The organism is Aquincola tertiaricarbonis, from assembly GCF_000969605.1.
In the GTDB taxonomy this organism is placed as follows: Bacteria; Pseudomonadota; Gammaproteobacteria; order Burkholderiales; family Burkholderiaceae_C; genus Aquincola; species Aquincola tertiaricarbonis.
The window spans coordinates 38912-65824 of the sequence record NZ_KQ033892.1; the positions used below are offsets into that span (position 1 = coordinate 38912).

General features: G+C 70.4%; 23 protein-coding genes. 12 read left to right on the forward strand and 11 right to left on the reverse strand.

Features of this window, described 5'->3' with window-relative positions; genetic code table 11:
• Positions 1-58: 58 nt before the first annotated feature.
• Positions 59-1522, reverse strand: a complete 1464-nt coding sequence (zwf, locus tag VO99_RS27770) for a glucose-6-phosphate dehydrogenase (RefSeq protein ID WP_046116207.1) — start codon at positions 1520-1522, stop codon at positions 59-61.
• A 199-nt stretch (positions 1523-1721) separates the two neighbouring features.
• Here zwf and fusA point away from each other — a divergent pair, with 199 nt between their 5' ends.
• The 3 genes from fusA (at position 1722) to VO99_RS27785 (ending at position 7167) form a co-directional block, all read left to right on the forward strand.
• Positions 1722-3824, forward strand: a complete 2103-nt coding sequence (gene fusA, locus VO99_RS27775; RefSeq protein WP_046116208.1) for an elongation factor G — start codon at positions 1722-1724, stop codon at positions 3822-3824.
• Between the two features lie 78 nt (positions 3825-3902).
• Positions 3903-4631, forward strand: coding sequence for a class I SAM-dependent methyltransferase (locus tag VO99_RS27780; RefSeq protein WP_046116209.1), 729 nt, complete (start codon positions 3903-3905; stop codon positions 4629-4631).
• A 127-nt stretch (positions 4632-4758) separates the two neighbouring features.
• Entirely contained in the window at positions 4759-7167 is a 2409-nt protein-coding gene (locus VO99_RS27785; RefSeq protein ID WP_052736690.1) for a DUF3772 domain-containing protein, read from the forward strand.
• On the opposite strand, the gene fdhD is transcribed toward VO99_RS27785, so the two are convergent.
• Positions 7125-7961: a formate dehydrogenase accessory sulfurtransferase FdhD gene (gene fdhD, locus VO99_RS27790; RefSeq protein WP_046116210.1), complete on the reverse strand. Its 837-nt coding sequence runs from the start codon at positions 7959-7961 to the stop codon at positions 7125-7127. The two genes, VO99_RS27785 and fdhD, sit on opposite strands and share 43 nt — an antisense overlap.
• A gap of 59 nt (positions 7962-8020) precedes the next feature.
• Here fdhD and VO99_RS27795 point away from each other — a divergent pair, with 59 nt between their 5' ends.
• Both VO99_RS27795 and VO99_RS27800 read left to right on the forward strand, forming a co-directional pair.
• Entirely contained in the window at positions 8021-9106 is a 1086-nt protein-coding gene (locus tag VO99_RS27795; protein WP_052736691.1) for a substrate-binding domain-containing protein, read from the forward strand.
• Between the two features lie 133 nt (positions 9107-9239).
• Positions 9240-10337: an asparaginase gene (locus VO99_RS27800; RefSeq protein WP_046116211.1), complete on the forward strand. Its 1098-nt coding sequence runs from the start codon at positions 9240-9242 to the stop codon at positions 10335-10337.
• 33 nt (positions 10338-10370) lie between these two features.
• Here the strand turns inward: VO99_RS27800 and VO99_RS27805 are convergent, their stop codons facing one another.
• Positions 10371-10625: a hypothetical protein gene (locus VO99_RS27805; protein WP_046116212.1), complete on the reverse strand. Its 255-nt coding sequence runs from the start codon at positions 10623-10625 to the stop codon at positions 10371-10373.
• Positions 10626-10798: 173 nt separating this feature from the next.
• On the opposite strand from VO99_RS27805, the gene VO99_RS27810 reads away from it, so the two are divergent.
• Complete coding sequence (locus VO99_RS27810; protein WP_046116213.1) at positions 10799-11629, forward strand: urease accessory protein UreD; 831 nt, start codon at positions 10799-10801, stop codon at positions 11627-11629.
• Positions 11630-11651: 22 nt separating this feature from the next.
• On the opposite strand, the gene glk is transcribed toward VO99_RS27810, so the two are convergent.
• Complete coding sequence (glk, locus tag VO99_RS27815) at positions 11652-12623, reverse strand: glucokinase (protein ID WP_046116214.1); 972 nt, start codon at positions 12621-12623, stop codon at positions 11652-11654.
• 189 nt (positions 12624-12812) lie between these two features.
• Between glk and VO99_RS27820 the strand changes: the two genes are divergently transcribed.
• A complete protein-coding gene (locus tag VO99_RS27820; protein ID WP_046116215.1) occupies positions 12813-13478 on the forward strand; it encodes a hypothetical protein in 666 nt (221 codons plus the stop codon).
• Here the strand turns inward: VO99_RS27820 and urtE are convergent.
• From urtE to urtA, 5 genes are read right to left on the reverse strand one after another with little or no spacing between them, the layout of a single operon-like run.
• Positions 13475-14167, reverse strand: coding sequence for an urea ABC transporter ATP-binding subunit UrtE (urtE, locus tag VO99_RS27825; RefSeq protein WP_046116216.1), 693 nt, complete (start codon positions 14165-14167; stop codon positions 13475-13477). The genes VO99_RS27820 and urtE overlap by 4 nt on opposite strands.
• Before the next feature lie 5 nt (positions 14168-14172).
• On the reverse strand, positions 14173-15051 hold the full coding sequence (gene urtD / locus VO99_RS27830; protein ID WP_046116217.1) for an urea ABC transporter ATP-binding protein UrtD: 879 nt from the start codon (positions 15049-15051) through the stop codon (positions 14173-14175).
• On the reverse strand, positions 15048-16172 hold the full coding sequence (gene urtC / locus VO99_RS27835; RefSeq protein WP_046116218.1) for an urea ABC transporter permease subunit UrtC: 1125 nt from the start codon (positions 16170-16172) through the stop codon (positions 15048-15050). Before urtC ends, urtD begins: the two co-directional genes overlap by 4 nt.
• Positions 16173-16203: 31 nt before the next feature.
• Positions 16204-17790: an urea ABC transporter permease subunit UrtB gene (urtB, locus tag VO99_RS27840; RefSeq protein ID WP_046116219.1), complete on the reverse strand. Its 1587-nt coding sequence runs from the start codon at positions 17788-17790 to the stop codon at positions 16204-16206.
• Between the two features lie 31 nt (positions 17791-17821).
• Complete coding sequence (gene urtA, locus VO99_RS27845) at positions 17822-19087, reverse strand: urea ABC transporter substrate-binding protein (protein WP_046116220.1); 1266 nt, start codon at positions 19085-19087, stop codon at positions 17822-17824.
• A gap of 228 nt (positions 19088-19315) precedes the next feature.
• On the opposite strand from urtA, the gene VO99_RS27850 reads away from it, so the two are divergent.
• Positions 19316-20023 carry a hypothetical protein gene (locus VO99_RS27850; RefSeq protein WP_046116221.1) on the forward strand — a complete coding sequence of 236 codons (708 nt, stop codon included), beginning with the start codon at positions 19316-19318 and terminating at the stop codon, positions 20021-20023.
• Between the two features lie 94 nt (positions 20024-20117).
• Positions 20118-20624: a hypothetical protein gene (locus VO99_RS27855; protein ID WP_046116222.1), complete on the forward strand. Its 507-nt coding sequence runs from the start codon at positions 20118-20120 to the stop codon at positions 20622-20624.
• Between the two features lie 61 nt (positions 20625-20685).
• On the opposite strand, the gene VO99_RS27860 is transcribed toward VO99_RS27855, so the two are convergent.
• Together VO99_RS27860 and VO99_RS27865 are read right to left on the reverse strand one after the other, a co-directional pair.
• The gene (locus tag VO99_RS27860; RefSeq protein WP_046116223.1) at positions 20686-22308 is read right to left on the reverse strand and encodes a hypothetical protein; all 1623 of its coding nucleotides are present in this window, start codon (positions 22306-22308) and stop codon (positions 20686-20688) included.
• A gap of 38 nt (positions 22309-22346) precedes the next feature.
• A complete protein-coding gene (locus tag VO99_RS27865; protein WP_046116224.1) occupies positions 22347-23021 on the reverse strand; it encodes a cysteine hydrolase family protein in 675 nt (224 codons plus the stop codon).
• Between the two features lie 202 nt (positions 23022-23223).
• Between VO99_RS27865 and atzF the strand changes: the two genes are divergently transcribed.
• Genes atzF through VO99_RS27880 form a run of 3 tightly spaced genes read left to right on the forward strand, consistent with a single transcriptional unit; the run spans position 23224 to position 26909 of the window.
• Positions 23224-25035 (forward strand): allophanate hydrolase, encoded by a 1812-nt coding sequence (atzF, locus tag VO99_RS27870; RefSeq protein ID WP_046116225.1) that lies wholly within the window; start codon positions 23224-23226, stop codon positions 25033-25035.
• A gap of 34 nt (positions 25036-25069) precedes the next feature.
• Positions 25070-26077, forward strand: a complete 1008-nt coding sequence (locus VO99_RS27875; protein ID WP_046116226.1) for an ABC transporter substrate-binding protein — start codon at positions 25070-25072, stop codon at positions 26075-26077.
• Positions 26078-26081: 4 nt separating this feature from the next.
• Positions 26082-26909: an ABC transporter permease gene (locus VO99_RS27880; RefSeq protein WP_046116227.1), complete on the forward strand. Its 828-nt coding sequence runs from the start codon at positions 26082-26084 to the stop codon at positions 26907-26909.
• Positions 26910-26913 lie beyond the last annotated feature (4 nt).

The following is a 26913-nucleotide window of genomic DNA, read 5'->3' on the forward strand; positions in this document are numbered from 1 at the left end:
GCATGCGCCGGCGTTGCGCCACGGCGGCTCAGGCGCAGCGGTTGCGGCAGGGCCGGCCTCAACTGCCGGTGTTGTCCGGATCCCGCCACACCCGCTCGAACGGCAGCCGCCAGGCATGCGGCGCGATGAGCTGGTGCACCGGCTTCGGTCCCCACGAACCCTGCTCGTACAGCCGCACCGGCGGCGGCTGCTCCAGCAGCGGGGTGGACACCTGCCACAGCCGCTCGATGCCCTCGGCGGTGGTGAACAGCGTGCGGTCGCCGCGCATCGCGTCGAGGATCAGCCGCTCATACGCTTCCAGCACCTCGCCGATGAGGCCGGTGTCGCGCATCGCGAACTGCAGGCTCAGCTTGTCCAGCCGCATGCCCGGGCCGGGGCGCTTGCCGTAGAAGGAGAGCGACATCTTCGACGCATCGGCCAGGTCGAAGGTGAGGTGGTCAGGGCCTTGCGAGCCCACGCCCGAGTTGGGCGGGAACATGCTCTTGGGCGGCTCGCGGAAGGCGATGGAGATGATGCGCTGGCCCTGCGCCATGCGCTTGCCGGTGCGCAGGTAGAAGGGCACGCCGGCCCAGCGCCAGTTGTCGATGTGGCACTTCAGCGCGATGAAGGTCTCGGTGTCGCTCTCGGGGTCGACGCCCTCCTCCTTGCGGTAGCCGCTGTATTGCCCGCGCACCACGTCGTGCGGCGCGATCGGCAGCATGCTGCGGAAGACCTTGTTCTTCTCCTCGCTGATGGGCACCGGCTCCAGCGAGGTGGGTGGCTCCATCGCCATGAAGGCCAGGATCTGGAACAGGTGCGTGACCACCATGTCGCGGTAGGCGCCGGTCTGCTCGTAGAAGCCGGCGCGCTTGCCCAGGCCCAGCGTCTCCGGCACGTCGATCTGCACGTGGTCGATGAAGTTGCGGTTCCAGATCGGCTCGAACAGCCCGTTGGCGAAGCGGAAGGCCAGGATGTTCTGCGCCGGCTCCTTGCCCAGGAAGTGGTCGATGCGGAAGATCTGCTCCTCCGCGAACACCTCGTGCAGGTGCGCGTTGAGCGACACCGCGCTCTGCAGGTCGGTGCCGAAGGGCTTCTCCATCACGATGCGGGCGTTTTCCACCAGGCCCGCCTCGCCCAGCATGCGCACCACCGGCAGCGCCGCGCTGGGCGGCACGCTCAGGTAGTGCAGGCGCCGCGTCTCGCGGCCCAGCGAGGCCTCGGCCCGCTGCACCGCCTCGCGCAGCGCGGGCGCACCGGCGGCCAGCGGCACGTAGTCGAGGATGGCGGCAAAGGCCTCCCAGGCTGCGGGCGACACCTTGCGGGCCGCGAACTCGTCGAGCGCGCTGCGGGCCACGTCGCGGAAGCCGTCGGCATCCAGGTCGTCCAGCGAGACGCCGATGATGCGGCAGCCCGGAATGAAGCCTGCGTTGACGAGGTGGAACAGGCCCGGCAGCAGCTTGCGCCGCGCCAGGTCGCCAGTGGCGCCGACCAGCACCACCACCTGCGGATACTGCGGTCCTACGCCTTGTTGGATCTTGGCCAAGGGGGTCTCCTCTCCCGGAGGGTTTTCGACTTCTGTGGAGGATGAACTGCAACGGAGGTCAAGCGATTTCGGTGCCAGTGGCGCGGCCGGGCCGGTGCGTTGACCCCGAAACTCGCCAGCCTACCGTGGGCCCGCTAAGCTGCGCCAGCCAACGCGGCAACCCGGGCGCCCCGCCCGAACCGCCAGGAGGATCACCGCCATGTCCCGCAAGACTCCCATCGAGCGCTACCGCAACATCGGTATCAGCGCCCACATCGACGCCGGCAAGACCACCACCACCGAGCGCATCCTGTTCTACACGGGTGTGAACCACAAGATCGGCGAGGTGCACGACGGCGCCGCCACGATGGACTGGATGGAGCAGGAGCAGGAACGCGGCATCACCATCACCTCGGCCGCCACCACCGCCTTCTGGAAGGGCATGGCCGGCAACTATCCCGAGCACCGCATCAACATCATCGACACCCCGGGCCACGTCGACTTCACCATCGAGGTGGAACGCTCGATGCGCGTGCTGGACGGCGCGGTGATGGTCTACGACTCGGTGGGCGGCGTGCAGCCGCAGAGCGAGACCGTCTGGCGCCAGGCCAACAAGTACAAGGTGCCGCGCATGGCCTTCGTCAACAAGATGGACCGCGTGGGCGCCGACTTCTTCCGCGTGCAGCGCCAGATCGGCGAGCGGCTGAAGGGCGTGGCCGTGCCGCTGCAGATCCCCATCGGTGCCGAAGATCACTTCCAGGGCGTGGTCGACCTGGTGAAGATGAAGGGCATCGTCTGGGACGAGGCCGGCCAGGGCGTGCGCTTCGAGTACATCGACATCCCGGCCGACCTGCAGGCCACCGCGCAGGAGTGGCACGACAAGATGGTCGAGGCCGCCGCCGAAGCCAGCGAGGAGCTGCTCGACAAGTACCTGGGCGGCGACACGCTGACCGAGGACGAGATCAAGGCCGCCATCCGCAAGCGCACCATCGCCGGCGAGATCGTGCCGATGCTGTGCGGCAGCGCCTTCAAGAACAAGGGCGTGCAGGCGATGCTGGATGCGGTGATCGACTACCTGCCCTCGCCGGTGGACGTGCCCGCCATCCTTGGCCACAACGAGGACGACGACACCCCCGCCGAGCGCCACCCGGCCGACGACGAGCCGTTCTCGGCGCTGGCCTTCAAGATCATGACCGACCCCTACGTGGGCCAGCTGATCTTCTTCCGCGTGTACTCGGGCGTCATCAAGGCGGGCGACTCGGTCTACAACCCGGTCAAGGGCAAGAAGGAACGCCTGGGCCGGCTGCTGCAGATGCATGCCAACGAGCGCGCCGAGATTAAGGAAGTGCGCGCCGGCGACATCGCCGCGGCGGTGGGCCTGAAGGACGCCACCACCGGCGACACGCTGTGCGACCCGGACAAGACCATCATCCTGGAACGCATGGTGTTCCCGGAGCCGGTGATCTCGCAGGCGGTGGAGCCCAAGACCAAGGCCGACCAGGAGAAGATGGGCATCGCCCTGAACCGACTGGCACAGGAAGACCCCAGCTTCCGCGTGCGCACCGATGAGGAAAGCGGCCAGACCATCATCGCCGGCATGGGCGAGCTGCACCTGGAGATCCTGGTCGACCGCATGAAGCGCGAGTTCGGCGTGGAGGCCAACGTCGGCAAGCCGCAGGTGGCCTACCGCGAGACCATCCGCACCACCGCCGCCGATGTGGAAGGCAAGTTCGTCAAGCAGTCGGGCGGCCGCGGCCAGTACGGCCATGCGGTCATCACGCTGGAGCCGTCGGCGCAGGGCAAGGGCTACGAGTTCGTCGACGCCATCAAGGGCGGCGTGATCCCGCGCGAGTACATCCCGGCGGTGGACAAGGGCATCCAGGAAACGCTGAAGTCGGGCGTGCTGGCGGGCTTCCCGGTGGTGGACGTGAAGGTCACGCTCACCTTCGGCTCGTACCACGACGTGGACTCGAACGAGAACGCCTTCCGCATGGCCGGCTCCATGGCCTTCAAGGAAGCGATGCGCCGCGCCAAGCCGGTGCTGCTGGAGCCGATGATGGCCGTGGAGGTGGAAACGCCCGAGGACTTCATGGGCAACGTGATGGGCGACCTGTCCTCGCGGCGCGGCATGGTGCAGGGCATGGAAGACATGGCCGGCGGCGGCGGCAAGCTGGTGAAGGCCGAGGTGCCGCTGTCGGAGATGTTCGGCTACTCGACCACGCTGCGTTCGCTCAGCCAGGGCCGCGCCACCTACACGATGGAGTTCAAGCACTACGCCGAAGCGCCGCGCAACGTGGTGGAAGCGGTGATCGCCAACAAGTAGGGGCATCGGGCAGGGCGCATACTCGGCGCCCTTTCCCTTGATCGAAGCCTCTTTGCTGCCGGCTTCGCACGCCCCGCGATGCCCGGCTATGAAACCAAGCAAGAGCGCATCGCCGTGGCGGGCGTGGACGACCTGTTCATCCGCTCGCTGCTCGACCGCCAGCAGTTCAGCGACCCCCATGGGGACGCCGCCGACATCGGCATCTCGTCGGCCACCTGGCCCCTCTTCGGGCTGCTGTGGCCCTCGGGCGCGGAACTGGCCGCGCTGCTGGCGATGCGCCCGGTGCGCGGTGCGGAGCGCATCCTGGAGATGGGCTGCGGCCTCGGCCTGGCCAGCCTGGTGGGCCACCGGCGCGGCGCCGACATCACCGCCAGCGACTGCCATCCGCTGACCGGCGCCTTCCTGCAGGCCAACCTGCTGCTCAACGGCCTGGCGCCAATGAAGTACCGCTACGGCCATTGGCGCACGCCGCTGCCGCCACTGCCGCGGGAAGGCGAAGCCGCGCAGCTGGCGGTGGACGGCCCCTACGACCTGCTGATCGGCAGCGACCTGCTGTACGACCGCGACGCCGCCGACGACCTGGCCGGCTTCATCGAGCTGCATGCCGGCGACGCCGCCGAGGTGTGGATCGTCGACCCCGACCGCGGCAACCGCGCCGCCTTCAACCGCCACATGGCCGGCCAGGGCTTCACGCTCACCGAGCAGCGGCTGGACCGCGCCGAGACCGCGGCAGTTGCGGGCTACAAGGGCCGGCTGCTCAGCTACGTGCGGCACCTGCCGCCGCAGGCCCGCACCACCCTCGCCTAACATCCTGCGCCCGCCCCGCCGGGGCGAATCGACAGGAGTGGATGTGATGCCGTTGCGCAAGACCGCGAGGCCTGCTTGCGCGGGAACGAGACCCGGGGCCGCGCCGGCCGCGCCGCAGCTGCCCCAGGTGCTGCTGGCTCTCCTGCTGGGCTTCCTGCTGGCCCTGCTGCTGGCCGCCGCGCCGCCCGCGCGCGCCGCCGATGTGGTGGACACCGCGCTGGATGCCGCGCGGCTGCAGGTGGAGCGCATCGAGAAGCGCCTGTCCGGCGAGGCGCCGGTGCCGGGCAGCGAGCTGGCCGAATCGCGCCGCCTGCTGCTGCAGGTGCAGGAGGAGGCGGACCGCATCGCCGCGGAGCAGGCGCCCGAGCTGGAAAGCGCCCGCGCCCGCTTGGCCGAGCTGGGCCCGGCGCCGCCGACGGGCGGCGAGGCCGCCGACGTGGCCGAGCAGCGCAGCGGCCTGCAGAAGACCATCGAGACGCTGGACGCCCGCATCAAGCTCGCGCGGCTGCTGGTGGTGCAGAGCCAGCAGCTGGCCGACCAGGCCGCCGGCCAGCGGCGCGACCGCTTCCGCGCGGCGCTGTTCGAGCGCACCGAATCCATTCTTTCCCCCGGCTTCTGGAGCGAGCTGCGCACCAATGCGCCGCGCGACCTGCAGCGGCTGCGCCAGCTGGCCGGCACCATGGCCGAGGCCGCCGCGCGCACGCCGGGTGGCGCCTGGGCCGGGCTGGGCGCGCTGGTGGTGGGCGTGTTCGCGCTGCGCCGCTGGCTGAGCCGGCGGCTGGTGGCCATCGCGGCCGAGCGCACGCCCTCGGGCCGCGTGCGCCGCTCGGTGTATGCGGTGGCGCAGGCGCTGCTGGCGGTGCTGGTGCCGGGCACGGTGGCCTATGCGCTGATGCGGGGCATCGGCTGGACGCTGCCCGAGACCGAGCCCGCCCGCGTGCTGCTGGGCAGCATGCTGGGCGCCATGTGCTTCTCGGCCTACGTGGCCGGCCTGGGCGCGGCGCTGCTGGCGGCCACGCGGCCTTCCTGGCGGCTGCTGCCGCTGCCCGACGAGGTGGCCACCGGCCTGCGCTGGCATCCCACGCTGATCGGCGCGCTGATCTTCGTGGGCTGGCTGGTGCAGCGCCTGGCCTCGCTGGTGCAGGCCAGCCTGGCCACCGAGGTGGCCGTCAACGGCATGTATGCGCTGGCGCTGGGCGTGCTGCTGGCCCACACGGTGCGCCGCGGCGAGCGGCTGCGCCGCCGCTCCCACGAGGTGCGCGACGAGCGCGAGCACCTGCCCCGGCCCAGCTGGATGACGCTGGCGCTGTTCTTCGCGCGCACGCTGCTGGCGGCGAGCGTGCTGGCCATCCTGATCGGCTATGTGGCGCTGGGCGCCTTCGTGGTGCGGCAGGTGGCCTGGATCGCGACGCTGGCCATGACGGCCTTCCTGCTGGACGCGCTGATCGACGACGTGTTCACCGCCTGGCTCGCCTCGCGCTCCGCCCCCGGCAGCGAAGCCGCCGGCAGCGCGGGCCCCGAAGGCGAGGCCGACACGCCGGGCAGCCGGCTGCGGCGCCAGGCCGCGGTGCTGGTGTCGGGCGCGCTGCGGCTGACGGTGGCGCTGGTGGCGCTGGTGATGGTGCTGGCGCCCTTCGGCGAAGGGCCGGCCGACCTGCTGCGCCGCACCGACCAGCTGCGCGACGGCATCATGGTGGGGCAGCTTCAGCTGCGGCCCACCGCGGTGCTGCAGGCGGTGCTGGTCTTCCTGCTGGCCACGGTGGTGCTGCGGGCGGTCAAGCGCTGGTTCTCCGACCGCTTCCTGCCCACCACCTCGCTGGACGCGGGCATGCGCGCCTCGGTGGCCACGCTGATGGGCTTCCTGGGCACGGTGGTGGCCATCGGGCTGGGGCTGTCGGCCATCGGGCTGGCACTGGACAAGGTGGCCTGGATCGCCAGCGCGCTGTCGGTGGGCATCGGCTTCGGCCTGCAGGCGGTGGTGAGCAACTTCGTCTCCGGCCTGATCCTGCTGGCCGAGCGGCCGGTGAAGGTGGGCGACTGGGTGGCGCTGGGCGGTGTGGAGGGCGACATCCGCCGCATCAACGTGCGCGCCACCGAGATCCAGATGGGCGACCGTTCCACCGTGATCGTGCCCAACTCGGAGTTCATCACCAAGGTGGTCCGCAACGTGACGCACCAGAGCCCGCAGGGCCTGGTGCAGATCAAGCTGCCGATGCCGCTGGACACCGACACCGAGCGGGCGCGGCAGATCCTGCTGCAGGCCTTCCTGGACCACCCCGACGTGCTGGACAACCCGGCGCCCAACGTGCAGCTGGACGGCATCGACGCGGGCAACGTGGTGTTCAACGCCACCGGCTTCGTGTCGTCGCCGCGGCAGAGCTACGGCGTCAAGAGCGCGCTGCTGTTCCAGGTGCTGCAGGCGCTGCCGGCGGCCGGGCTGCCGCTGTGGAAGCCGCCTTCGATGGTGCTGCGCGAGCCGGCCGCGCCGCCGCCTCAGCCCGGCGCGCTGCCGGCACCGCCGGCCACCCCGGCATAACGCACCGCCTGCTGGCCGCGGCTGAAGCCATACAGCACCAGCCCGGCCTGCTGCGCGATGGCCACCGCCAGCGTGCTGGGCGCCGACACCGTGGCCAGCGTGCCGATGCCCACCCGCGCGCACTTGCGCACCAGCTCGTAGCTGGCACGGCTGGACATCACCACGAAGCCGGCCGTGCCCAGCAGCCTGTGCTGCGCCAGCCGGCCGATCAGCTTGTCCAGCGCGTTGTGGCGGCCCACGTCCTCCATCGCGAACTGCAGCGCGCCGTCGGGCGTGGCCCAGCCGGCGGCATGGCAGCCGCCGGTGGCGCGGTTGACCGGCTGGTGGTCCGCCAGCTGCGCCATGGCCTGCAGCACCGCGGCCACCGGCACCGGCGGCCGGGCGGGCAGGGGCTCGGGCTGCAGGTCCAACGCGGCCAGGCTGTCCACGCCGCACAGGCCGCAGCCGCTGCGGCCTTCCATCGAGCGGCGCTTGTGCTTGAGCTGCACGAAGGCCTGCTGCGCCACCTCCAGCGCGACCTCGCAGCCCAGCCGGCCGGCGGTCACGTCGATGCCGTAGCACTGCGCCGGGCTGGCGATCAGCCCTTCGGACAGCGCGAAGCCCAGGGCCATCGCCTCCAGGTCGGTGGGCGTGGCCATCATCACCGCATGCGACAGGCCGTTGAAGGTGATGGCCACCGGCACCTCGCTCACCACCACGTCGTCGGCATCGGTGCCCGTGCCGTCGGCGCGGCAGCGGGTGACGTGCAGGGCCTCGAAGGCGGGCAGGCAGGCATCGGCGACGTCGTCGGTCATGGTGTTGGAGGCATGTGACTAAACTGGCCCGGCCAAGCATAGCCCCGGGTACCGCCAACGTGCTGCACGTATCGATCCGACCGCACTGGAACATCCGCAACGCCGAGGGCCGCGAGCTGCCTGCGCGGGTGCTGGCGCTGCTGTCGCTGGTGGAGGACCACGGCAGCCTGGCCGCGGCCTGCGAGCACGAGGGCGGGTCCTACCGCCATGCCTGGAAGTTGCTGCGCGAGGCCGAGGCCGTGCTGGGCGCGCCGCTGCTGCAGATGCAGCGCGGCAAGGGCTCGGCCCTCACGCCGCTGGCGCGCACGCTGGTGTGGGCCGACCGCCGCATCGGCGCGCGGCTGTCGCCGGTGCTGGAGAGCCTGGCCTCCGAACTGGAAGCCGAGCTGCACACCCAGCTGGCACCCAGCGGCGCCGCGCTGCGGCTGTGGGCCAGCCACGGCTTCGCGGTGGAGGCGCTGGCCCACCAGCTGGAGGCGGCGCAGCTGCCGCTGGAGCTGAAGTACTGCAACAGCGAGCAGGCCGCGGCCGCGGTGCATGGCGGCGCCTGCGACGTGGCCGGGCTGCACCTGCCGGTGGGCCCGCTGGGCAGGCAGGTGCTGGCGCACCATGCGCGCTGGCTCAGCGGCGACCTGCGTGCCATCCACCTGGTGCTGCGGCGCCAGGGCCTGATGGTGGCCGCCGGCAACCCCAGGCGGGTGTACGCGGTGGACGACCTGCTGCGGCCCGAGGTGCGCTTCATCAACCGCGAGCGCGGCTCCGGCACCCGGCTGCTGCTGGACCTGCTGCTGGCCCAGCGCGGGCTGGACGGCAGCCGCATCGCCGGCTACGAGCAGGGCGAGCACACCCATGCGGCGGTGGCCGCCTACGTGGCCAGCGGCATGGCCGACGTGGCCTTCGGCGTGGAGGCGGCGGCGCGCCGCTTCGGGCTGGAGTTCATCCCGGTGCAGGCCGAGCGCTACTTCCTGGCCTGCCGGCCGGGCGCGCTGCAGCAGCCGCTGGTGCAGGCCATGCTGGGTGTGGTGCGCAGCCCGGCCTACCGCGCCGCGGTGTCGCAGCTGGCCGGCTACCAGCCGGATGCCTGCGGCAGCGTGGCGCCGCTGGATGCCGGCCTGCTGGGCGAGGCCGGCGCAGCGGCTGCCTGACCAGGGGGCTGCGGCGCCCGCGCCACGCGCCATGCGTTGTTGGTGCAGCGGCATGCCTGATCCGTATCAGCTGCGGGCCCGTTTCTCGCATCTACTCCGGCTGGTTTTTTCACAGCCAAGAGGAGAGCCCTTGATGAAGAACATGACCTCCGGCCTGCGGGCCACCTGCGCCGCCCTGGTGGCGGCCGCCACCCTGGCCGCGCTGCCCGCCTGGGCGCAGCAGGCCGCCACGCCTGCGGCCAAGCCCACGGTGGTGATCGTGGCCACCGGCGGCACCATCGCCGGTGCCGGTGCCTCGGCGCTCAACAGCGCCACCTACCAGGCGGCCAAGGTGCCGGTGGACAAGCTGATCGCCGGCGTGCCGGAGCTGGCCAGCGTGGCCAACGTGCGTGGCGAGCAGGCCTTCCAGATCGCCTCCGAGAGCTTCACCAACGACAAGCTGGTGGTGCTGGGCAAGCGGGTGTCGGCCCTGCTGAAGGACCCGGAGGTCAGCGGCGTGGTGGTCACCCACGGCACCGACACGCTGGAGGAAACCTCCTTCTTCCTGAACCTGGTGGTGCGCAGCGACAAGCCCATCGTGGTGGTGGGCTCCATGCGGCCAGGCAGCGCGATGTCGGCCGACGGCATGCTCAACCTGTACGACGCGGTGGTGGTGGCGGCGTCGCCCAGCGCCAAGGGCAAGGGCGTGCTGGTGACCATGGCCGACGACATCCTGTCGGGCCGCGACGCCAGCAAGCGCGTGAACATCAAGACCAGCGCCTTCAGCAGCCCCTGGGGCTCGCTGGGCATGGTGGTGGAAGGCAAGACCTACTGGTTCCGCAGCCTGGCCAAGCGGCACACGATCAACTCGGAGTTCGACATCGACGCCATCGATGCGCTGCCCGAAGTGGCCATCGTCTACGGCTCGGGCAGCATGAACCCGGCGCTGTACGACGCCGCGGTGCAAGGCGGCGCCAAGGCCATCGTGCATGCGGGCACGGGCAACGGGTCGGTGCCCAACTACGCGGTGGACAAGCTCAAGGCCATCCGCGAGAAGGGCGTGATGATCGTGCGCTCCACCCGCGTGGGCGAAGGCGGCTTCGTGCTGCGCAATGCCGAGCAGCCCGACGACCAGTACGACTGGGTGGTAGCCCACGACCTGAACCCGCAGAAGGCCAAGATCCTGGCCGCGGTGGCGCTCACCCGGCCGCGCAGCAGCGCCGAGCTGCAGCGGATCTTCTGGGAGTACTGAGCCGAAGGTCCCGGGCGCCTGGCCTCGAGCCCTTCAGGCGTCGCCGCGGCCGCGGCGCAGGGTGACGAAGCCGATGGCGCCCAGGCCGCCGAAGAACAGCGCCAGGTCGACGCCGACGGTCGATTCCGCCGGCGCCCCGGCGCTGGGGGCGGTGGCCGCCGTGGTGGTTGCCGCATGCTCGCCCGGCAGCGGGGCCGCCAGGGTCGCCGCGCCTTGCGCTGCCGCCAGGACCGGGCCGGCCAACGCCGCGCCCAGGACCAGAAGACCGATCCGCTTCGCGTGGTGCATCACTTCTCCCTGAAGTTGTACATCGCATGCCGGCGGACGGTCTGGGCCACCCTGCTCATGCACGCAGGCACAGCGTAAGCAACTTCCGTGACAGCTTTGCTGCACCGCCACAGGACGCAGGGAAGCGCCCGGCCGGCGGTACAGTGCCGCCCTTTGCACCGCAGCAAGGCAGCATGGGCTGGACCGGTCACCTCGATCTGCACTACACCCGCGATGGCGAACGCACCATCGCGCTCGACCGCCATGAAGGACCGCTGCGGGTGCTGCGGCGGCTGTATCCCGAAGGCCCCGGCATCTGCCACCACGTGCTGGTGCATCCGCCCGGCGGCGTGGTGGGCGGCGACGTGCTGCGCCTGGAGGCCCGGCTGGACGCCGGCACCCATGCGCTGCTGACCACCCCCGGCGCCACGCGCTTCTACCGCAGCGAGGCGGCCGCCGCACTGCAGTCCACCCACTGCACCGTGGCCGACGGCGCCCGGCTGGAATGGCTGCCGCTTGAAGCCATCGCCTACAGCGGCTGCGAGGCCGAGAACCGCATGTGCTTCGAGCTGGCACCCGGCGCCGAGATGATGGGCTGGGACGTGCTGGCCCTGGGCCTGCCGGCCACCGGCCTGGCCTTCGAGCGCGGCCGCTTCCGCACCCACCTGGAGCTGCCGGGCGTGTGGCTGGAACGGGCGACGCTGGCCGCTGCGGACACCGCGCTGCTCGATTCGCCGCTGGGCCTGGCCGGGCACCGCGTGGTGGCCACGATGTGGTTCGCCGCAGGCCAGCCGCTGGCGCCGGCCCGGCGCGAGGCCCTGCTGCAGGCCGCACGCGAGGCCTGCGAGGCCAGCCCGCTGGTGGCCACCGCGGGCGCCACCTCGCCGCATGCCGAAGCCGTGGTGCTGCGGGTGCTGGCGCCGCGGGTGGAGCCGGCGCAGCAGCTGCTGCACCGGGTGTGGGCCGCCTGGCGGGCCACTGCCTGGGACATGGCGGCGCCGCCGCCGCGCATCTGGCGCACCTGAGCCGGGCCGGCCAGGCTCCGGTTCAGGCCGCGTCCAGCGCGCGCGAAGCGCCCAGCAGCGCGGGCGATTGCTCGGCGTCGATCACCCAGCACGGGATCTCGCTCAGGTAGCCCTGGAAGCGGCCCTTGGCCTCGAAGCGCTGGCGGAAGGCCGAGCGGGCGAAGGCTTCACCCATGCGTGGCACGATGCCGCCGCCGATGTACATGCCACCGCGCGCGCCCACGGTCAGCGCCAGGTTGCCGGCCACGCTGCCGAGCAGCGCGCAGAACATGTCCAGCGCAGCCGCGGCCAGCGCATCGCTGCCGTCCATCGCGGCGGCCAGCACCGCGGCCGGCTCTTCCAGCGGCGCGGGCTGCCGTCGCACCTCGGCCAATGCCACGTAGAGATTGACCAGCCCGGGGCCCGACAACGCCCGCTCGCCCGACGCATGGCCGAAGCGCCGCTGCAGGCTGTCGATCACCGCGGCTTCCTCGGCCGTGGCCGGCGCCAGGGACACATGGCCGCCCTCGCCGCCCACCGCCACGGCCTCGCCGCGCTGCGTGAACACCAGCGAGGCCACGCCCAGGCCGGTGCCCGCGCCCACCAGGCCCAGCGTGCCGCCCGGCACCGCCGTGCCGCCACCCACCGGCTTGAGTTCCTGCGGCCCCAGGGCCGGCAACGCCAGCGCCAGCGCAACGAAGTCGTTCACCACCACGAAGCGGTCGAAGCCGAACTCGCGCCGCACCGCCTCGATGGAGAAGCCCCAGGTGTGGTTGGTCATCTGCAGGTGGTCGCCGTCCACCGGGTTGGCGATGCCGATGGCACAGGCCTTGGGCACCGGGCCGCCCAGGCTGTCCAGGTAACTGCGCATGGCGGCCTGCAGCGTCGGGAACTCGTCGCCCTTGAGCGCGGCGACGCGGGTGGGCTGGGCGTCCGGGGCCTCGCAGATGGCGAAGCGGGCGTTCGTGCCGCCGATGTCTCCCACCAGGCGGGGAAACGCGGTTCTGTTCTGCATGGCTGTGTTCTTGCTCCTTGTGCCCATGGTATCGGTCACCGCGCGCCGCCGTGCGGCCGCCGAGGCCCTATGGCGGGTACGTTTGGGTTACGGCCCTTACGATGGTGTTTTGGCGACAGCCCGATGACCCACAAAGCAACCCGAACCCCTGCTCCCGCCCTGGCTCCGCTGGCGCGGCCTCGATCGCCTGTGCAGACCGGCGGTTGGCTGCGCTGGGCCGCCCTGGTGCCACCGGCCCTGGCCGTGCTGGTGTCTCTGGTCTGGGGCACCACCCTGCCGCATGACGCGGTGATCGCCCTCATCCATGAGGACGGCCCGGTGGAAAGCCTGACCGTGCTGCTCTACCTGCTGCTGGCCCTGGCCCTGTGGTGCGTGCCACGCCCGGGCGACGACACGCGCCCGCGTGCGGCCATCACCTTGCTGGTGCTGGCCCTGGCCGCGCGCGAGCTGGACCTGCACAAGCACTTCACCGGCGGCAGCGTGCTCAAGGTCAGCTTCTACCTGCACGATGCACCGCTGCTGCACAAGCTGGTGGCGCTGCCCATACTGCTGGTGATCCTGGCCACCGCGGCCTGGCTCGCACTGCGTTACATCCGGCCGCTGTGGCGCGACCTGCGCCGTGGCCGGCCGCTGGCGGTGACGATGGCGGTGTTCTTCGCCACGCTGGTGCTCACCAAGCTGATCGACCGCTCCTTCGCCATCCTGGCGGAGGACTTCGGCATCGTCATGTCCGCCGGCCTGGATGCGGTGCTGTCCGGGATGGAGGAGGTGGGCGAATGCAGCCTGCCGCTGATCCTTGCGGTGGGGCTGGGCCAGTACCAGCATGAGCGGGCCTCGGGCTCCGCAGCCGGCTAGATCGACATCATCTCCCGCACGTTGTTGGCCTGCATCTCGCTGCCACGGCCGCGGGCGATGATCTCGCCGCGCTCCATCACCAGGTACTGGTCGGCCAGTTCCTCGGCGAAGTCGTAGTACTGCTCCACCAGCACGATGGCCATGTTGCCGCGGTCGGCCAGCATGCGGATCACGCGGCCGATGTCCTTGATGATGGACGGCTGGATGCCCTCGGTGGGCTCGTCCAGGATCAGCAGCTTGGGGCCGGCAGCCAGCGCGCGGCCGATGGCCAGCTGCTGCTGCTGCCCGCCCGACAGGTCGCCGCCGCGGCGCTGGATCATCTGCTTGAGCACCGGAAACAGCTCGAAGATCTCGGCCGGCACCGGCACGCTGCCGGGTTTGTAGGCCAGGCCCATGCGCAGGTTGTCCTCCACCGTCAGCCGGCCGAAGATCTCGCGGCCCTGCGGCACGTAGCCCACGCCGCGCTTCACGCGCTCGTACGGCTTCTCGCGGCCCATGTCCTCGCCGTCGAGCTTGATGCTGCCGGTCTTGATCGGCACCACGCCCATCAGGCTCTTGAGCAGCGTCGTCTTGCCCACGCCGTTGCGGCCGAGGATCACAGTGACCTCCCCCACCTTGGCCTCGAACGACAGGTTGCGCAGGATGTGCGAGCCGCCGTAGTACTGGTTCAGACCTTCGACTTGCAGCATGTGATTCACCGGCCCAAATAGACTTCGACGACCTTGTCGTTGGCCTGCACCTCCGACAGCAGGCCCTCGGCCAGCACGCTGCCTTCATGCAGCACCGTGACCTTCTTGCGGCCCTGCGTCAGCTCGTCGACGAACTTCATGTCGTGCTCCACCACCACCAGCGAATGCTGGCCTTCCAGCGAGAGAAACAGCTCGGCGGTGCGCTCGGTCTCCTCGTCGGTCATGCCGGCCACCGGCTCGTCCAGCAGCAGCAGCTTGGGGTCCTGCATCAGCAGCATGCCGATCTCCAGCCACTGCTTCTGGCCGTGGCTCAGCAGGCCGGCGGTGCGCTGGGCAGAATCCTTCAGGTGGATCAGCGCCAGGATCTCGCCGATGCGGTCGAGCTGAACGCCGTTGAGCCGCGAGAACACGCTGGCCCGCGCGCGGCGGTCGGCCTTCAGCGCCAGCTCCAGGTTCTCGAAGACGCTCAGTTCCTCGTACACCGTGGGCTTCTGGAACTTGCGACCGATGCCGATCTGCGCGATGTCGTTCTCGCGCAGGCGCAGCAGGTCGATGTTGGAGCCGAAGAACACCTTGCCCTTGTCGGGCCGGGTCTTGCCGGTGATCACGTCCATCATCGTCGTCTTGCCGGCGCCGTTGGGGCCGATGATGCAGCGCAGCTCGCCGACGTTGATCGTCAGCGACAGCGCATTGAGCGCGCGGAAGCCGTCGAAGCTGACGGTGATGTCGTCCACGTACAGCGCCACGCCCTGGGCAAACTCGGGCACCCCGGCACGGGCCACGCGGCCGTAGCTGGCCTCGCCACCGGAGCCGCCGACGTCGTGCACGCGGTGCTCGTGCGCCTCGCGCAGCGCCGCGCCCGCTTCCATCAGGTCAGGCGTCACTTGGCTTCCTTCTTCAGCTTGCGAAACAGGCCCACGATGCCCTGCGGCAGGAACAGCGTGACGGCGATGAACAGGGCGCCGAGGAAGTACAGCCACACCTCGGGAAAGGCCACGGTGAACCAGCTCTTGGCGCCGTTGACGAAGAAGGCGCCGATGATCGGGCCGATCAGCGTGGCGCGGCCGCCCACCGCCGCCCAGATCGCGATCTCGATGCTGGCCGCCGGCGTCATCTCGCTGGGGTTGATGATGCCCACCTGCGGCACGTACAGCGCGCCGGCCACGCCGCACATCACGGCCGACAGCGTCCAGATGCTGAGCTTGTAGGCCAGCGGGTCGTAGCCGGTGAACATCACGCGCGTCTCGGCATCGCGGATGGCCTGCAGCACGCGGCCGTACTTGCTGTTGACGATCCAGCGCGCCATCAGGAAGAAGCCGATCAGCACCAGGCCGGTGAGCACGAACAGCGTGATGCGCATCGACGGCGTGGCAATGGGCAGGCCCAGGATGCGCTTGAAGTCGGTGAAGCCGTTGTTGCCACCGAAGCCCGTCTCGTTGCGGAAGAACAGCAGCATCGCGGCGAAGGTCATCGCCTGCGTGATGATCGAGAAATACACGCCCTTGATGCGCGAGCGGAAGGCGAAGAAGCCGAACACGAAGGCCAGCAGGCCCGGCACCAGCAGCACCAGCAGCATCTGCGCGATGAAGGAATCACTGAGCGCCCAGTGCCACGGCAGCTCCTTCCAGTCGAGGAACACCATGAAGTCGGGCAGCTCGCTCTTGTAGTTGCCGTCGCGGCCGATCTGGCGCATGAGGTACATGCCCATGCCGTAGCCGCCGAGGGCGAAGAACAGGCCGTGGCCCAGCGACAGGATGCCGGTGTAGCCCCAGATCAGGTCCATGGCCAGCGCGCAGATGGCGTAGCACATGATCTTGCCGATGAGGCCGATGGCGTAGCCGCTGAGGTGGAACACGCTGCCCTCGGGCACCACCATGTTCAGCACCGGCGCCAGCACGCACACCACCAGCAGCGCGACGAACACGCCCGACCAGCCCTTGGGCCCCAGCAGCGTGCCGCGCTTGGGCACGGGCAGCGAAAGGGCAGAAGGCAACACAGCACTCATTCGATTTCTCCGTTCATGCAGGCAGCGCGGCTCATGCCTCGGCGCTGCGGCCCTTCATCGCGAAGAGACCCTGCGGCCGCTTCTGGATGAACACGACGATGAACACCAGCACCATGATCTTGGCCAGCACCGCACCGGACCAGCCTTCCAGCAGCTTGTTCAGCACGCCCAGGCCCAGTCCGGCCACCACGGTGCCCGCCAGCTGGCCCACGCCGCCCAGCACCACCACCATGAACGAATCGACGATGTAGCTCTGGCCCAGATCGGGACCGACGTTGCCCACCTGCGAGAGCGCGCAGCCCGCCAGCCCGGCAATGCCGGCGCCCAGCGAGAAGGCATAGGTATCCACCCGCGCGGTGTTGACGCCCACGCAGGAGGCCATGCGGCGGTTTTGCGTCACGCCGCGCACGAACAGGCCCAGCCGGGTGCGGGCGATCAGCAGCGCCACGCCGCCCAGCACCAGGAAGGCAAAGGCCAGGATGGCCAGCCGGTTGTACGGCAGCGTGAGGTTGCTCATCACCTGCACGCCACCGCTCATCCAGGCCGGGTTTTCCACCGGCACGTTCTGCGCACCGAAGAGCGAGCGCACCGACTGCATCAGCACCAGGCTGATGCCCCAGGTGGCCAGCAGGGTTTCCAGCGGCCGGCCGTACAGCCAGCGGATCACGCTGCGCTCCATCAGCGCGCCCACCAGCGCGCTGGCCAGGAAGCTCAGCGGTATGGCCGCCAGCACATACCAGTCGAAGGCGCCCGGCAGGTACTGGCGGAACAGGTTCTGCACCACGAAGGTGGCGTAGGCGCCGATCATCATCAGTTCGCCGTGGGCCATGTTGATGACGCCCATCAGCCCGTAGGTGATGGCCAGGCCCAGCGCCACCAGCAGCAGGATGCTGCCCAGGCTGGCGCCGGTGAACAGCACGCCCATCCATTCGCCGATGGCCAGTTGCCGCTCCACCGCCGACAGCGCCTTCAGCAGCGCGGCGCGCACGGCCGGATCGCTCTCGCCGCCGGTGGCCAGGCGTTCCAGCAGCAGGCTGCGGGTGTTGGGGTCGTCGCTGGCCTCCAGCAGCTTGGCTGCGGCCAGGCGCTTGTCGGTGTCGGGCGAGCTCACCAGCACCGAGGCCTTCAGCAGGTTGAGCTGCTTCTTCAGCGCGGCGTCGGGCTCGGCGGCCTCGGCCTTTTCCAGCAGCGGCATCAGGCCTTCGTCGGCCTGGTCGCGCAGCTGCGTGATGGCCGCGGCGCGCTCGGCCCGGTCCGTTGAGAACAGCTTGAGCGACGCGATCGCGGCCTGCAGCGCGCGGCGGATGCGGTTGTTGTTGACCGGGTCTTCCGCGGTCTCGGGCACGCGGGCCACCGGTTGCCCGGTGGCCGCGTCGGTGGCCTGGCCGTCCCGCACGATCAGCACCTGCTCGGGCGTGATCTTCACGGCATCGTCCAGCATGGCCTGCGCGAAGGGGCCCAGGCCCGGGTCGGCGGCGGCCAGCGCCGCCTGCATCGCCGCGATGCGGTCGTCGCTGTCGCCGGTTGCGATGGCGCGTGCCTGCTGCGGTGTGAGCGCCTGGGCACCGGCGCTGAGCAGCAGCGCGAGCAAGCCCGGCACGATCCATCGGACCTGCATCGTTTCCCCTTCTTCGCGGCGTTGGCTCAGGTCACTTCTTCTCGGGCACGTTCTTCTTGCCCTTGTTCTCGGCGATGTAGTCGCTCCACGGATCGGCCACCACCGGGCCCGGGGTCTTCCACACCACGTTGAACTGGCCGTCGGCCTTCACCTCGCCGATGAACACCGGCTTGTGCAGGTGGTGGTTCTCCTTGTCCATCGTGCTGGTGAAGCCGCCCGGTGCCTTGAAGGTCTGGCCGGCCATGGCCGCGATCACCTTGTCGGTGTCGGTGCTCTTGGCCTTGTTCACCGCCTGCGCCCACATGTGGATGCCGATGTAGGTGGCTTCCATCGGGTCGTTGGTCAGCGGCTTGTCCTTGTGGCCGGGGATGTTCTTGGCCTTGGCGTAGTCGCTCCAGGCCTTGATGAAGGCGTCGTTGGTCGGGTTCTTCACCGACATGAAGTAGTTCCAGGCGGCCAGGTGGCCCACCAGCGGCTTGGTGTCCACGCCGCGCAGCTCTTCCTCACCCACCGAGAAGGCCACCACCGGCACGTCGGTCGCCTTCAGGCCCTGGTTGCCCAGTTCCTTGTAGAAGGGCACGTTGGAGTCGCCGTTGATGGTGGACACCACCGCGGTCTTCTTGCCCTCGGACGAGAACTTCTTGATCTTGGCGATGATGCTCTGGTAGTCCGAATGGCCGAAGGGGGTGTACTCCTCCATGATGTCGGCCTCGGCCACGCCCTTGCTCTTGAGGAAGGCACGCAGGATCTTGTTGGTGGTGCGCGGGTACACGTAGTCGGTGCCCAGCAGCACGAAGCGCTTGGCGCTGCCGCCGTCCTTGCTCATCAGGTATTCCACCGCCGGGATGGCCTGCTGGTTGGGCGCGGCACCGGTGTAGAACACGTTCTTGCTCAGCTCCTCGCCCTCGTACTGCACGGGGTAGAACAGCAGGCTGTTGGTCTCCTCGAACACCGGCAGCACGCTCTTGCGGCTGACCGAGGTCCAGCAGCCGAATACCACCGCGGCCTTGTCCTTGGTGATGAGCTGGCGGGCCTTCTCGGCGAACAGCGGCCAGTTGGAGGCCGGGTCCACCACCACCGGCTCGAGCTTCTTGCCCAGCACGCCGCCCTTGGCATTGATCTCGTCGATGGTCATCAGGGCGACGTCCTTGAGCACCGTCTCCGAGATGGCCATGGTGCCGGACAGCGAATGCAGCACGCCGACCTTGATGGTCTCCTGCGCATGGGCGGCGGTGGCACCGAGGGCCGCCAGGGCCACGGCGGTGAGCGTGATCGAGAAGGAACGGCGAGTGGTCATGAGTACCCCTTTTGTGCGTTGAAGCGTGCGTTGAAGCCACGGTGGATCGGACGCTACGCAGGTTAGGGACGACCCGGGCTGCGGGCCATACGCCGGATGGCGTACGGCTGCGCCACCCTCGGAGCGGGGACCGCTGAAGGCGCACCCCCTCGGAGGGAAGCGACGCGCGGTACGGCGGCCTACCTTTGTTGCAAGCCAGCCCGCCTGGCAGCGCACGAGGAGACGACGATGAAGCTGCACACCACCTTCCAGACCCTGGCCGCGGCCCTGGTGTCGGGCACCGCCGGCTGGTGGCTTGGCAGCGCGGCCGAGGTGCCTGTCCACAGCCAGGCGGCTGCGCCGGTCGCGTCGTCCGCACCGGTTGCCCGTGCTGCCGCCAGGCCGGCGCCCGCCGCTGCCCCGCAGCCGATGGTGGCGGTGCTGGACGGCGGCAACGTGACGCTGCGCGTGGAGCGCGAGCCGCTGGAATGGGTGCTGGCCGAGATCGAACGCCAGGGAGGGCGCGCGGAGTTGCCGGCCTCTGGGTCCACCGCCGCTAAGGCGCAGCCGGTGGCAGCGGCCGCGGTGGCGCCGGAAGCCTGCACCACGCCGGCGGTCGCTGCCGGCATCGACACCCAGAAGCTGCTGCAGGCCGTGCGCCACGGCACCGAGGCCGATCGCAGCGCCGGCTTGCTGCAGGCGCGCGAGGCCTCCCTCGCGCTGCCCGACGACGTGCTGAAGCAGCTCTACGAGACCGATGCCTCCGAGCAGGTGCGGCTGCTGGCCTTTGAGGCCTACCTGGAGGCCCGGGGCGCCGACATGCAGGCGCTGCGCAGCACGCTGCAGGCCGCGCTGTACGTGCCGCATGCCGCGATCCAGCGCGAGGCGCAACGACGGCTGGACGAGCTGGCCGAGGCCGAACGCATCGGCGCCGCATCGCCGCAGACCGGCCCCTGACGGGCCGCATCCGCTGCCACCGCTTTTTCCCAAGGGCGGCGCCATCGGGGCGCGGCGCCGCCTCCCACCTTTGCCCCGACCACAGGAGAACGACATGACTCTGCAACGCAACTGGCGCGCTGCCGCCGCCGCGGGCGCCCTGGCACTGACCGCCGCCACCGGTGCTTCCGCGCATTCGATCGCCGCCGTGTCCAACGCGGTCAACTTCACCTTCGTCGGCGCGGCGCAGGTGGCGGTGCCGGGCATGACGTCGCCGCTGTTCGCCAATGCGGCGGGCCAGCGCATCGTGGTGACGTTCTCGTCCGAGTGCTCGGTCAATGCGCCGGCCGGCAACACCGGCGCCTGGACCGACGTCGACATCGTGGTGCTGAATGCGGCCGGCGCGGTGGTGCAGACCCTGGCACCGACCGCCGGCCCCGGCGATGCGTTCTGCGCCTCCAACGGCACCGCCGGCTTCGACGGCTGGGAGACCAACTCGGTGACGGCCTTTGGCGGCGCCGGGCTGCCCGCAGGCAACTACCGGGTGCAGGTGCGCGCCCGGCTGAACGGCGGTGCGGTCGGCGGCTGGTTCGGCGAACGTTCGATGATCGTCGAACGCTGAGCCCGCCGCGGCCTGTGCGGCGTCGCTGGCGCGGCGCAGGCCGCCGCGCTGCCGTGTCGGGTCAGGCCAGCGCCTGCGGTGCGCCGCCGTGCGCAGGCTCGGCCGGCTCGCCATGCGGCGTGGCCTGCGGTTCCACCACCGCCAGCTTGGCGCAGGCCAGCAGCACCGCCGCGAAGCCCAGGTAGCTCACCGCCACCGACAGGCTCTGGCCGATGCCGATGCGCTCGCCGTGCATGAAGCCGAAGAAGGTGAGCAGTGCGCCGGCCACCGCGAAGGCCGCGGCCTTGACCAGCTCGCGGTCGATGATGAAGACCGCGATGGCGCCCAGGATCAGCCCGCCCAGGATGGCACCGCCGCCCAGCACTTCCAGCCCGTGGTACAGCACGCCGGTCTGGCCCAGCTTGTCGAGGCCCACGGCGGCCGCATTGGTGCCGGCCGCGCCCAGCGCGTTGTCGATCTGCAGCTTGCCCCATGCCGCCAGGTGCGGCATGAAGGCCAGGATCACCGCCGGTGCGTGGCTGCGCGGTGTTTCCTGGAAGGCCTGCGCGCCGATCAGCATGCCGATGTAGAGCAGGATGGGCGCGATGGCCACCACCGGGATCAGCGAGGTCATCACCGAGATGATGCCCAGCCAGCACATCAGCAGCACCACGATGCCGGTGGCCGCCGAGTAGCCGATGCGCCCGCCCATGGCCTTCCAGCCCGGGTGGCCGATGTAGACCGCGTTGATGAACGGATTGCCCATCAGGCAGCCCACCAGGCTCACCACGCCGTCGGCGGTGAGCACGCGGGTGGTGGGAAAGCTGTCGCCGCTGGCGGCCGCGCTTTCCACGTTGTCCATCGCTTCCACCAGGTCGTAGATGCCGAAGGGGATGGCGGTGACGAGGATGACGCCCAGGAAGTCGAAGCCCGAGAAGACGTGGCCGATGGCCGGCAGCGGCACCGAGAAGCCGAAGTTGGCGAACGAGGCGCCCAGCCCGGCCAGGCTCATGCCGCCGATGGGCATGCCCAGCGCGGTGGAGCCCCACGCGATCAGGCAACCCACCGCGATGGCCACCAGCCCCGCCGGGATGCCCTTGAACCAGCGCACGCCGCCGAACCAGCTCACCAGGATGATGGCGAAGCACACCACGCCCAGCAGCGGCGTCATGAACATCTCCAGCGCCGGGCGCAGCGCGATGAAGGCGATGGACACGCCGGCCAGCGTGCCCAGCAGCGCCGCGCGCGGCGTGATGCGGCGAATCACCGGCGCGATGAAGCCGCCGATCATCAGCACGAAGCTCTGCACGAAGACCCAGGTGAGGCCGGCTTCCCAGCCCTTGATGGGGTCGCCCGTGCTCAGCGAGATGGGCAGCATGATGACGAACACCACCACGAACATGTGCGGCACGCTGATGCCCGAAGGCAGCGCGCACACGTCGTTGCGGCCGGTCTTCTTCGCCAGCTGCCAGGCGAGGTACGCGTAGTACAGCGTGGACAGGGCCATCATCAACCCCGCGGCCGGCAGGATGCGGCCGAAGACGATGGCATCGGGCATCTTGAGCACGTAGCGCAGCAGGCCGGTGAGCACCAGCAGGTTCACCAGGATGTTGGTGCCGAAGCCGAAGAAGGCATTCCAGTCGCCGGGCGCCCACAGGCGGGGGCCGGTGCCCGGCTGGGCCGGCGTGCGAAGGGTGGTCGTCATGGGTTCACTCCTGCAATGGAAGTGGTGAACAACACGGGTCAGCCGGCGCTGTCGAGCGCGGCCAGGAGGCGGGTCGAATCGGTGACCCAGCCGAAGATGCCGCCCTGCGCATGGATCATGCGCAGGGCGACTTCATGAAACTCCGGAAAGTACGAAGCGCAGCAGTCCGACGGCACGATGCAGCGGAAGCCGCGGTCGTTGGCCTCGCGCACGGTGGTATGCACGCAGACCTCGGTGGTCACGCCGCACACGATCAGGTCGCGGATGCCGCGGTACTGCAGGATGGCGCCCAGCTCGGTGGCATGGAAGGCGCCCTTGCCGGGCTTGTCGATCACCGGCTCGCCCGGCTGCGGCGCCAGCTCCGGGATGATGTCGTGGCCAGGCTCGCCGCGGATCAGGATGCGGCCCATCGGACCCGGCGCGCCGATGCGCAGGCTGGGTGCGCCCCGCTGCACCTTGGCCGGCGGCGCGTCGCTCAGGTCGGGCCGGTGGCCCTCGCGGGTGTGGATCACCAGCAGGCCGGCCGCGCGCGCCGCCGACAGCAGCCGCTGGCAGGGCACGATGGCCGCGCGCAGCAGCGACACGTCGTTGCCCAGGCTCTCACCGAAGCCGCCGGGCTCGATGAAGTCGCGCTGCATGTCGATCATCACCACCGCGGTGACGGCGGGGTGGAAGTCCAGCGGTGCGGGCAAGGCGGGCAGGGTCGTCGGCATGGCGGGCTCCGGTGATCCAACTTGATGCATACGAACTGGAATACCAGTTGGTGGACGGCGTCGATGCAATAAGCAAGCCACCGGGTCCGGCCTGGCCGCGCCCGCGGGGACATGGCTCTGTCCACGCAGGAAGGAACCGGGCCGGCGCTGCCACTGGCACGGTCGTTGCACGTGCACCAACTGGTATACCAACGCGTGCACCATGAACGAACATCCCCTGCTCACACTGATCGACTGGCGCCGTGCCTATGCCGCCGGTGCCACGCCGTCGGTCCTGCTGGCAACACTGGCCCAGCGGTTGCAGGCCAGCCCGGCCGCGGCCTGGATCACCCGGGCGAGTGCGGCACAGCTGCAGGCGCAGGCCGATGCACTGGAAGCCCGGCGGGCCGCCGCCGGCGGCGACCTGCAGGCGATGCCGCTGTACGGCGTGCCCTTCGCGGTGAAGGACAACATCGACATCGAGGACGTCGACACCACCGCCGCCTGCCCCGCCTTCGCCTACCGCGCCGGCAGCAGCGCGCAGGCGGTGCAGCGGCTGCTGGCGGCCGGCGCGGTGTGGGTGGGCAAGACCAACCTGGACCAGTTCGCCACCGGCCTGGTGGGCACGCGCTCGCCCTACGGCCAGCCGGCCAGCACCTTCGACGCCACCCGCGTGAGCGGCGGCAGCAGCTCGGGCTCGGCCGTGGTGGTGTCGCGGGGCGACGTGGTGTTCTCGCTGGGCACCGACACCGCCGGCTCCGGTCGGGTGCCGGCAGGCTTCAACAACATCGTGGGCCTGAAGCCCACCCCCGGCCGGGTGAGCACGGCCGGCGTGGTGCCGGCCTGCCGCAGCCTGGACTGCATCTCGGTGTTCGCGCTCACGGCCGACGACGCGGCCGAGGTGCTGGCCGTGATGGAAGGCCCCGACGAGGCCGATGCCTACAGCCGCTTCCAGCCCGGTGCGGCGCAGCTGCCGGCGCGGCTGCGCATCGGCGTGCCCGCGGCGGTGGTGCTGGACGCGGCTTATGACGATGCCTGGGCGCGCGCGCTGGCGCTGGCTCGCCAGCAGGGCCACGAGCTGGTGGCGCTGGACTTCGGCCCGCTGCACGAGGTGGCTGCGCTGCTGTATGGCGGGCCCTGGGTGGCCGAGCGCCATGCCGCGGTGCAGCCGCTGCTGGACAGCCACCCCGAGGCCTTCGACCCCACGGTGCGCACCGTGATAGAGCAGGCCCTGGGCATGAGCGCCACCGACGCCTTCCGCGGCCAGTACGCACTGCGCGCCGCACAGCAGCAGGCGGCCCGCCTGTGGCAGCAGGTGGACGTGCTGCTGGTGCCCACGGCGCCCGGCCATCCCACCTTCGAGCAATTGCAGGCCGACCCCATCGGCGCCAATGCAAGGCTGGGCACGTACACCAACTTCGTGAACCTGCTGGGCTGGGCCGCCATTGCGCTGCCGGCCGGCTTCACCGCGCAGGGCCTGCCCTTCGGCGTCACCTTCATCGCGCCCGGCGGCACCGATGCGGCGCTGGCCCGGCTGGGCAGCGCCTGGCAGGCGGCCACCGCATTGCCCCTGGGCGCCACCGATGCGCCCTGCCCGGCGCCCGGCACGCCACTGCGGCGGCCCGCCACCGAAGCGGTGCTGCCCATCGCCGTGGTGGGCGCGCACCTGTCGGGCATGCCGCTGAACGGCCAGCTCACCGAACGCGGCGCCACGCTGCGCGAGGCGACGCGCACCGCACCGCTGTACCGGCTGTTCGCGCTGCCCGGCACCACACCGCCCAAGCCCGGCCTGCAGCGCGTGGCCGAAGGCGGCGCCGCCATCGCGGTGGAAGTGTGGGACATGCCGCTGCACCAGGTGGGCAGCTTCCTGGCCCTGATCCCGCCGCCGCTGGGCCTGGGCAGCCTGCAGCTGGCCGACGGCCGCGTGGTGCACGGCTTCATCTGCGAAGGCCATGCGCTGGCCGGCGCCACCGACGTCACCCGCTTCGGCGGCTGGCGTGCCTACGTCACCGACCTGAAGGCGCGCAGCGCCTGACGTGAACCCCTTGCCTGAACCGAAGGAGCACCCGATGAACGACCACGCCCGCCACCCCAACCGCCGCCGCCTGCTGGGCAACACTGCCGCCGCGGCGGCCGCGCTGGCCCTGCCCGCGCTGTTGCCCAGCGTCGCGCGCGCGCAGTCCGGCCCCAGGATCCGCATTGGCTACTGGCCGGTGGCCGCCGGCCTGCCCTTCTTCGCCGCCGTGGAAAAGGGCTACTTCAAGGAAGCGGGCCTGGACGTGGAAGCGCAGAAATACGCCGGCGCCCAGCAGGTGATGGAAGCCATGCTGGCCGGCCGCTGCGACGGCAGCTCCAACGGCACCGGCTCGGGCAACCTGGGCGTGGGCGAGATCGCCTCGCCGGGCCTGTTCAAGATCATCGCCACCAACCCGAGCAACGCCAAGTACGTGCTGGACCAGTTCCTGGTGCCCAAGGACAGCCCGGCCAAGACCATCGCCGACCTGAAGGGCAAGCGCGTGGCCAGCGGCCCCGGCATCCAGAACAAGACGCTGGCGCTGGCGGTGCTGGAGCGTGCCGGCGCGCCCGGCACCACGGTGACCGAGCTGCCCATCGGCCAGCATGTGGCCGCGCTGGCGGCCGGCCAGGTGGATGCGGTGTACACGCTGGAGCCCACCGGCACCGTGGGCCGCATGAACGGCACCACCCGCATGCTGGAGGCCGGCGTGATCGCCCGCTACATCCTGGGCGACGCGCAGGCACCGTGGCACGGCGGCTCGGCCGCGCTGACCACTGAGTTCATCAAGAAGTACCCGGCCGAGACCAAGAAGTACATCGCCGCCTATGCCCGCGGCATCGAGCTGGTGCGCACGCAGCCGGCCGAGGCGCGGCAGTACCTCAAGGGCTACACCGCCATCGAAGGCCCGCTCACCGCCGAGGTGCCACTGGCCTCCTACATGCTCTACAACGAGTTCAAGCCGGCCGACGTGGCGGCCTTCCAGAAGTTCTTCGACCTGTTCACCGAGAAGGGTGTGTTCGAGAAGAAGCTGGACGTGGCCTCTCTGCTCTACAAGGGCTGACACCATGGCCGACAGCCGTTCCGCCGCCGCGCCGTGGCAGGCCCCGGGCAGCCTGCCCGCAGCCGCCGCCAGGCCGCGCTTCAATGCCGCCCGCCTGCTGCCCTTCCTGGGGCCGCTGGTGCTCTTCATCGTGTGGGACCTGGTGGTGCGTGCCGGGCTCATCAAGCCCATCCTGCTGCCGCCGCCGGCCGCCACGCTCGAGACGCTGGTGGTCGGCCTGGCCGGCGGCCCGCTGCTGCTGGACTTCGCGGTCACGGTGTGGCGCACGGTGCAGGCCTTCCTCATCGCCGCGGTGATCGGCATGCCGCTGGGCGTGCTGCTGGGCAGCAACGAGAAGGCCTACCGCAGCGTGGAGTTCCTGATCGACTTCTTCCGCTCCACGCCCTCCTCCGCCTTGATCCCGCTGTTCCTGCTGATCTTCGGCGTGAGCGACATCAACAAGGTGGCCATCGCCGCCTTCGGCGCGCTGTTGATCGTCGTGTTCAACAGCGCCTATGGCGTGATCAACGCGCGCAAGCAACGGGTGATGGCGGCCAAGGTGATGGGCGCCACGCGCTGGCAGATCTTCAAGGACGTGCTGGTGTGGGAAAGCCTGCAGCCCAGCTTCGTGGGCCTGCGCTCGGCGGTGTCGATGGCGCTGGTGATCGTGGTGGTGGCCGAGATGTTCATCGGCTCCGACAACGGCCTGGGCCACCGCATCATCGATGCGCAGCAGGTGCTCAACGTGAAGACGATGTACGCCGCCATCCTGGCCGCGGGCATCCTGGGCTACGTGCTCAACATCCTGTTCCTGCTGATGGAACGCAAGATCGTGCACTGGAGTGGGAGGTAAGCCG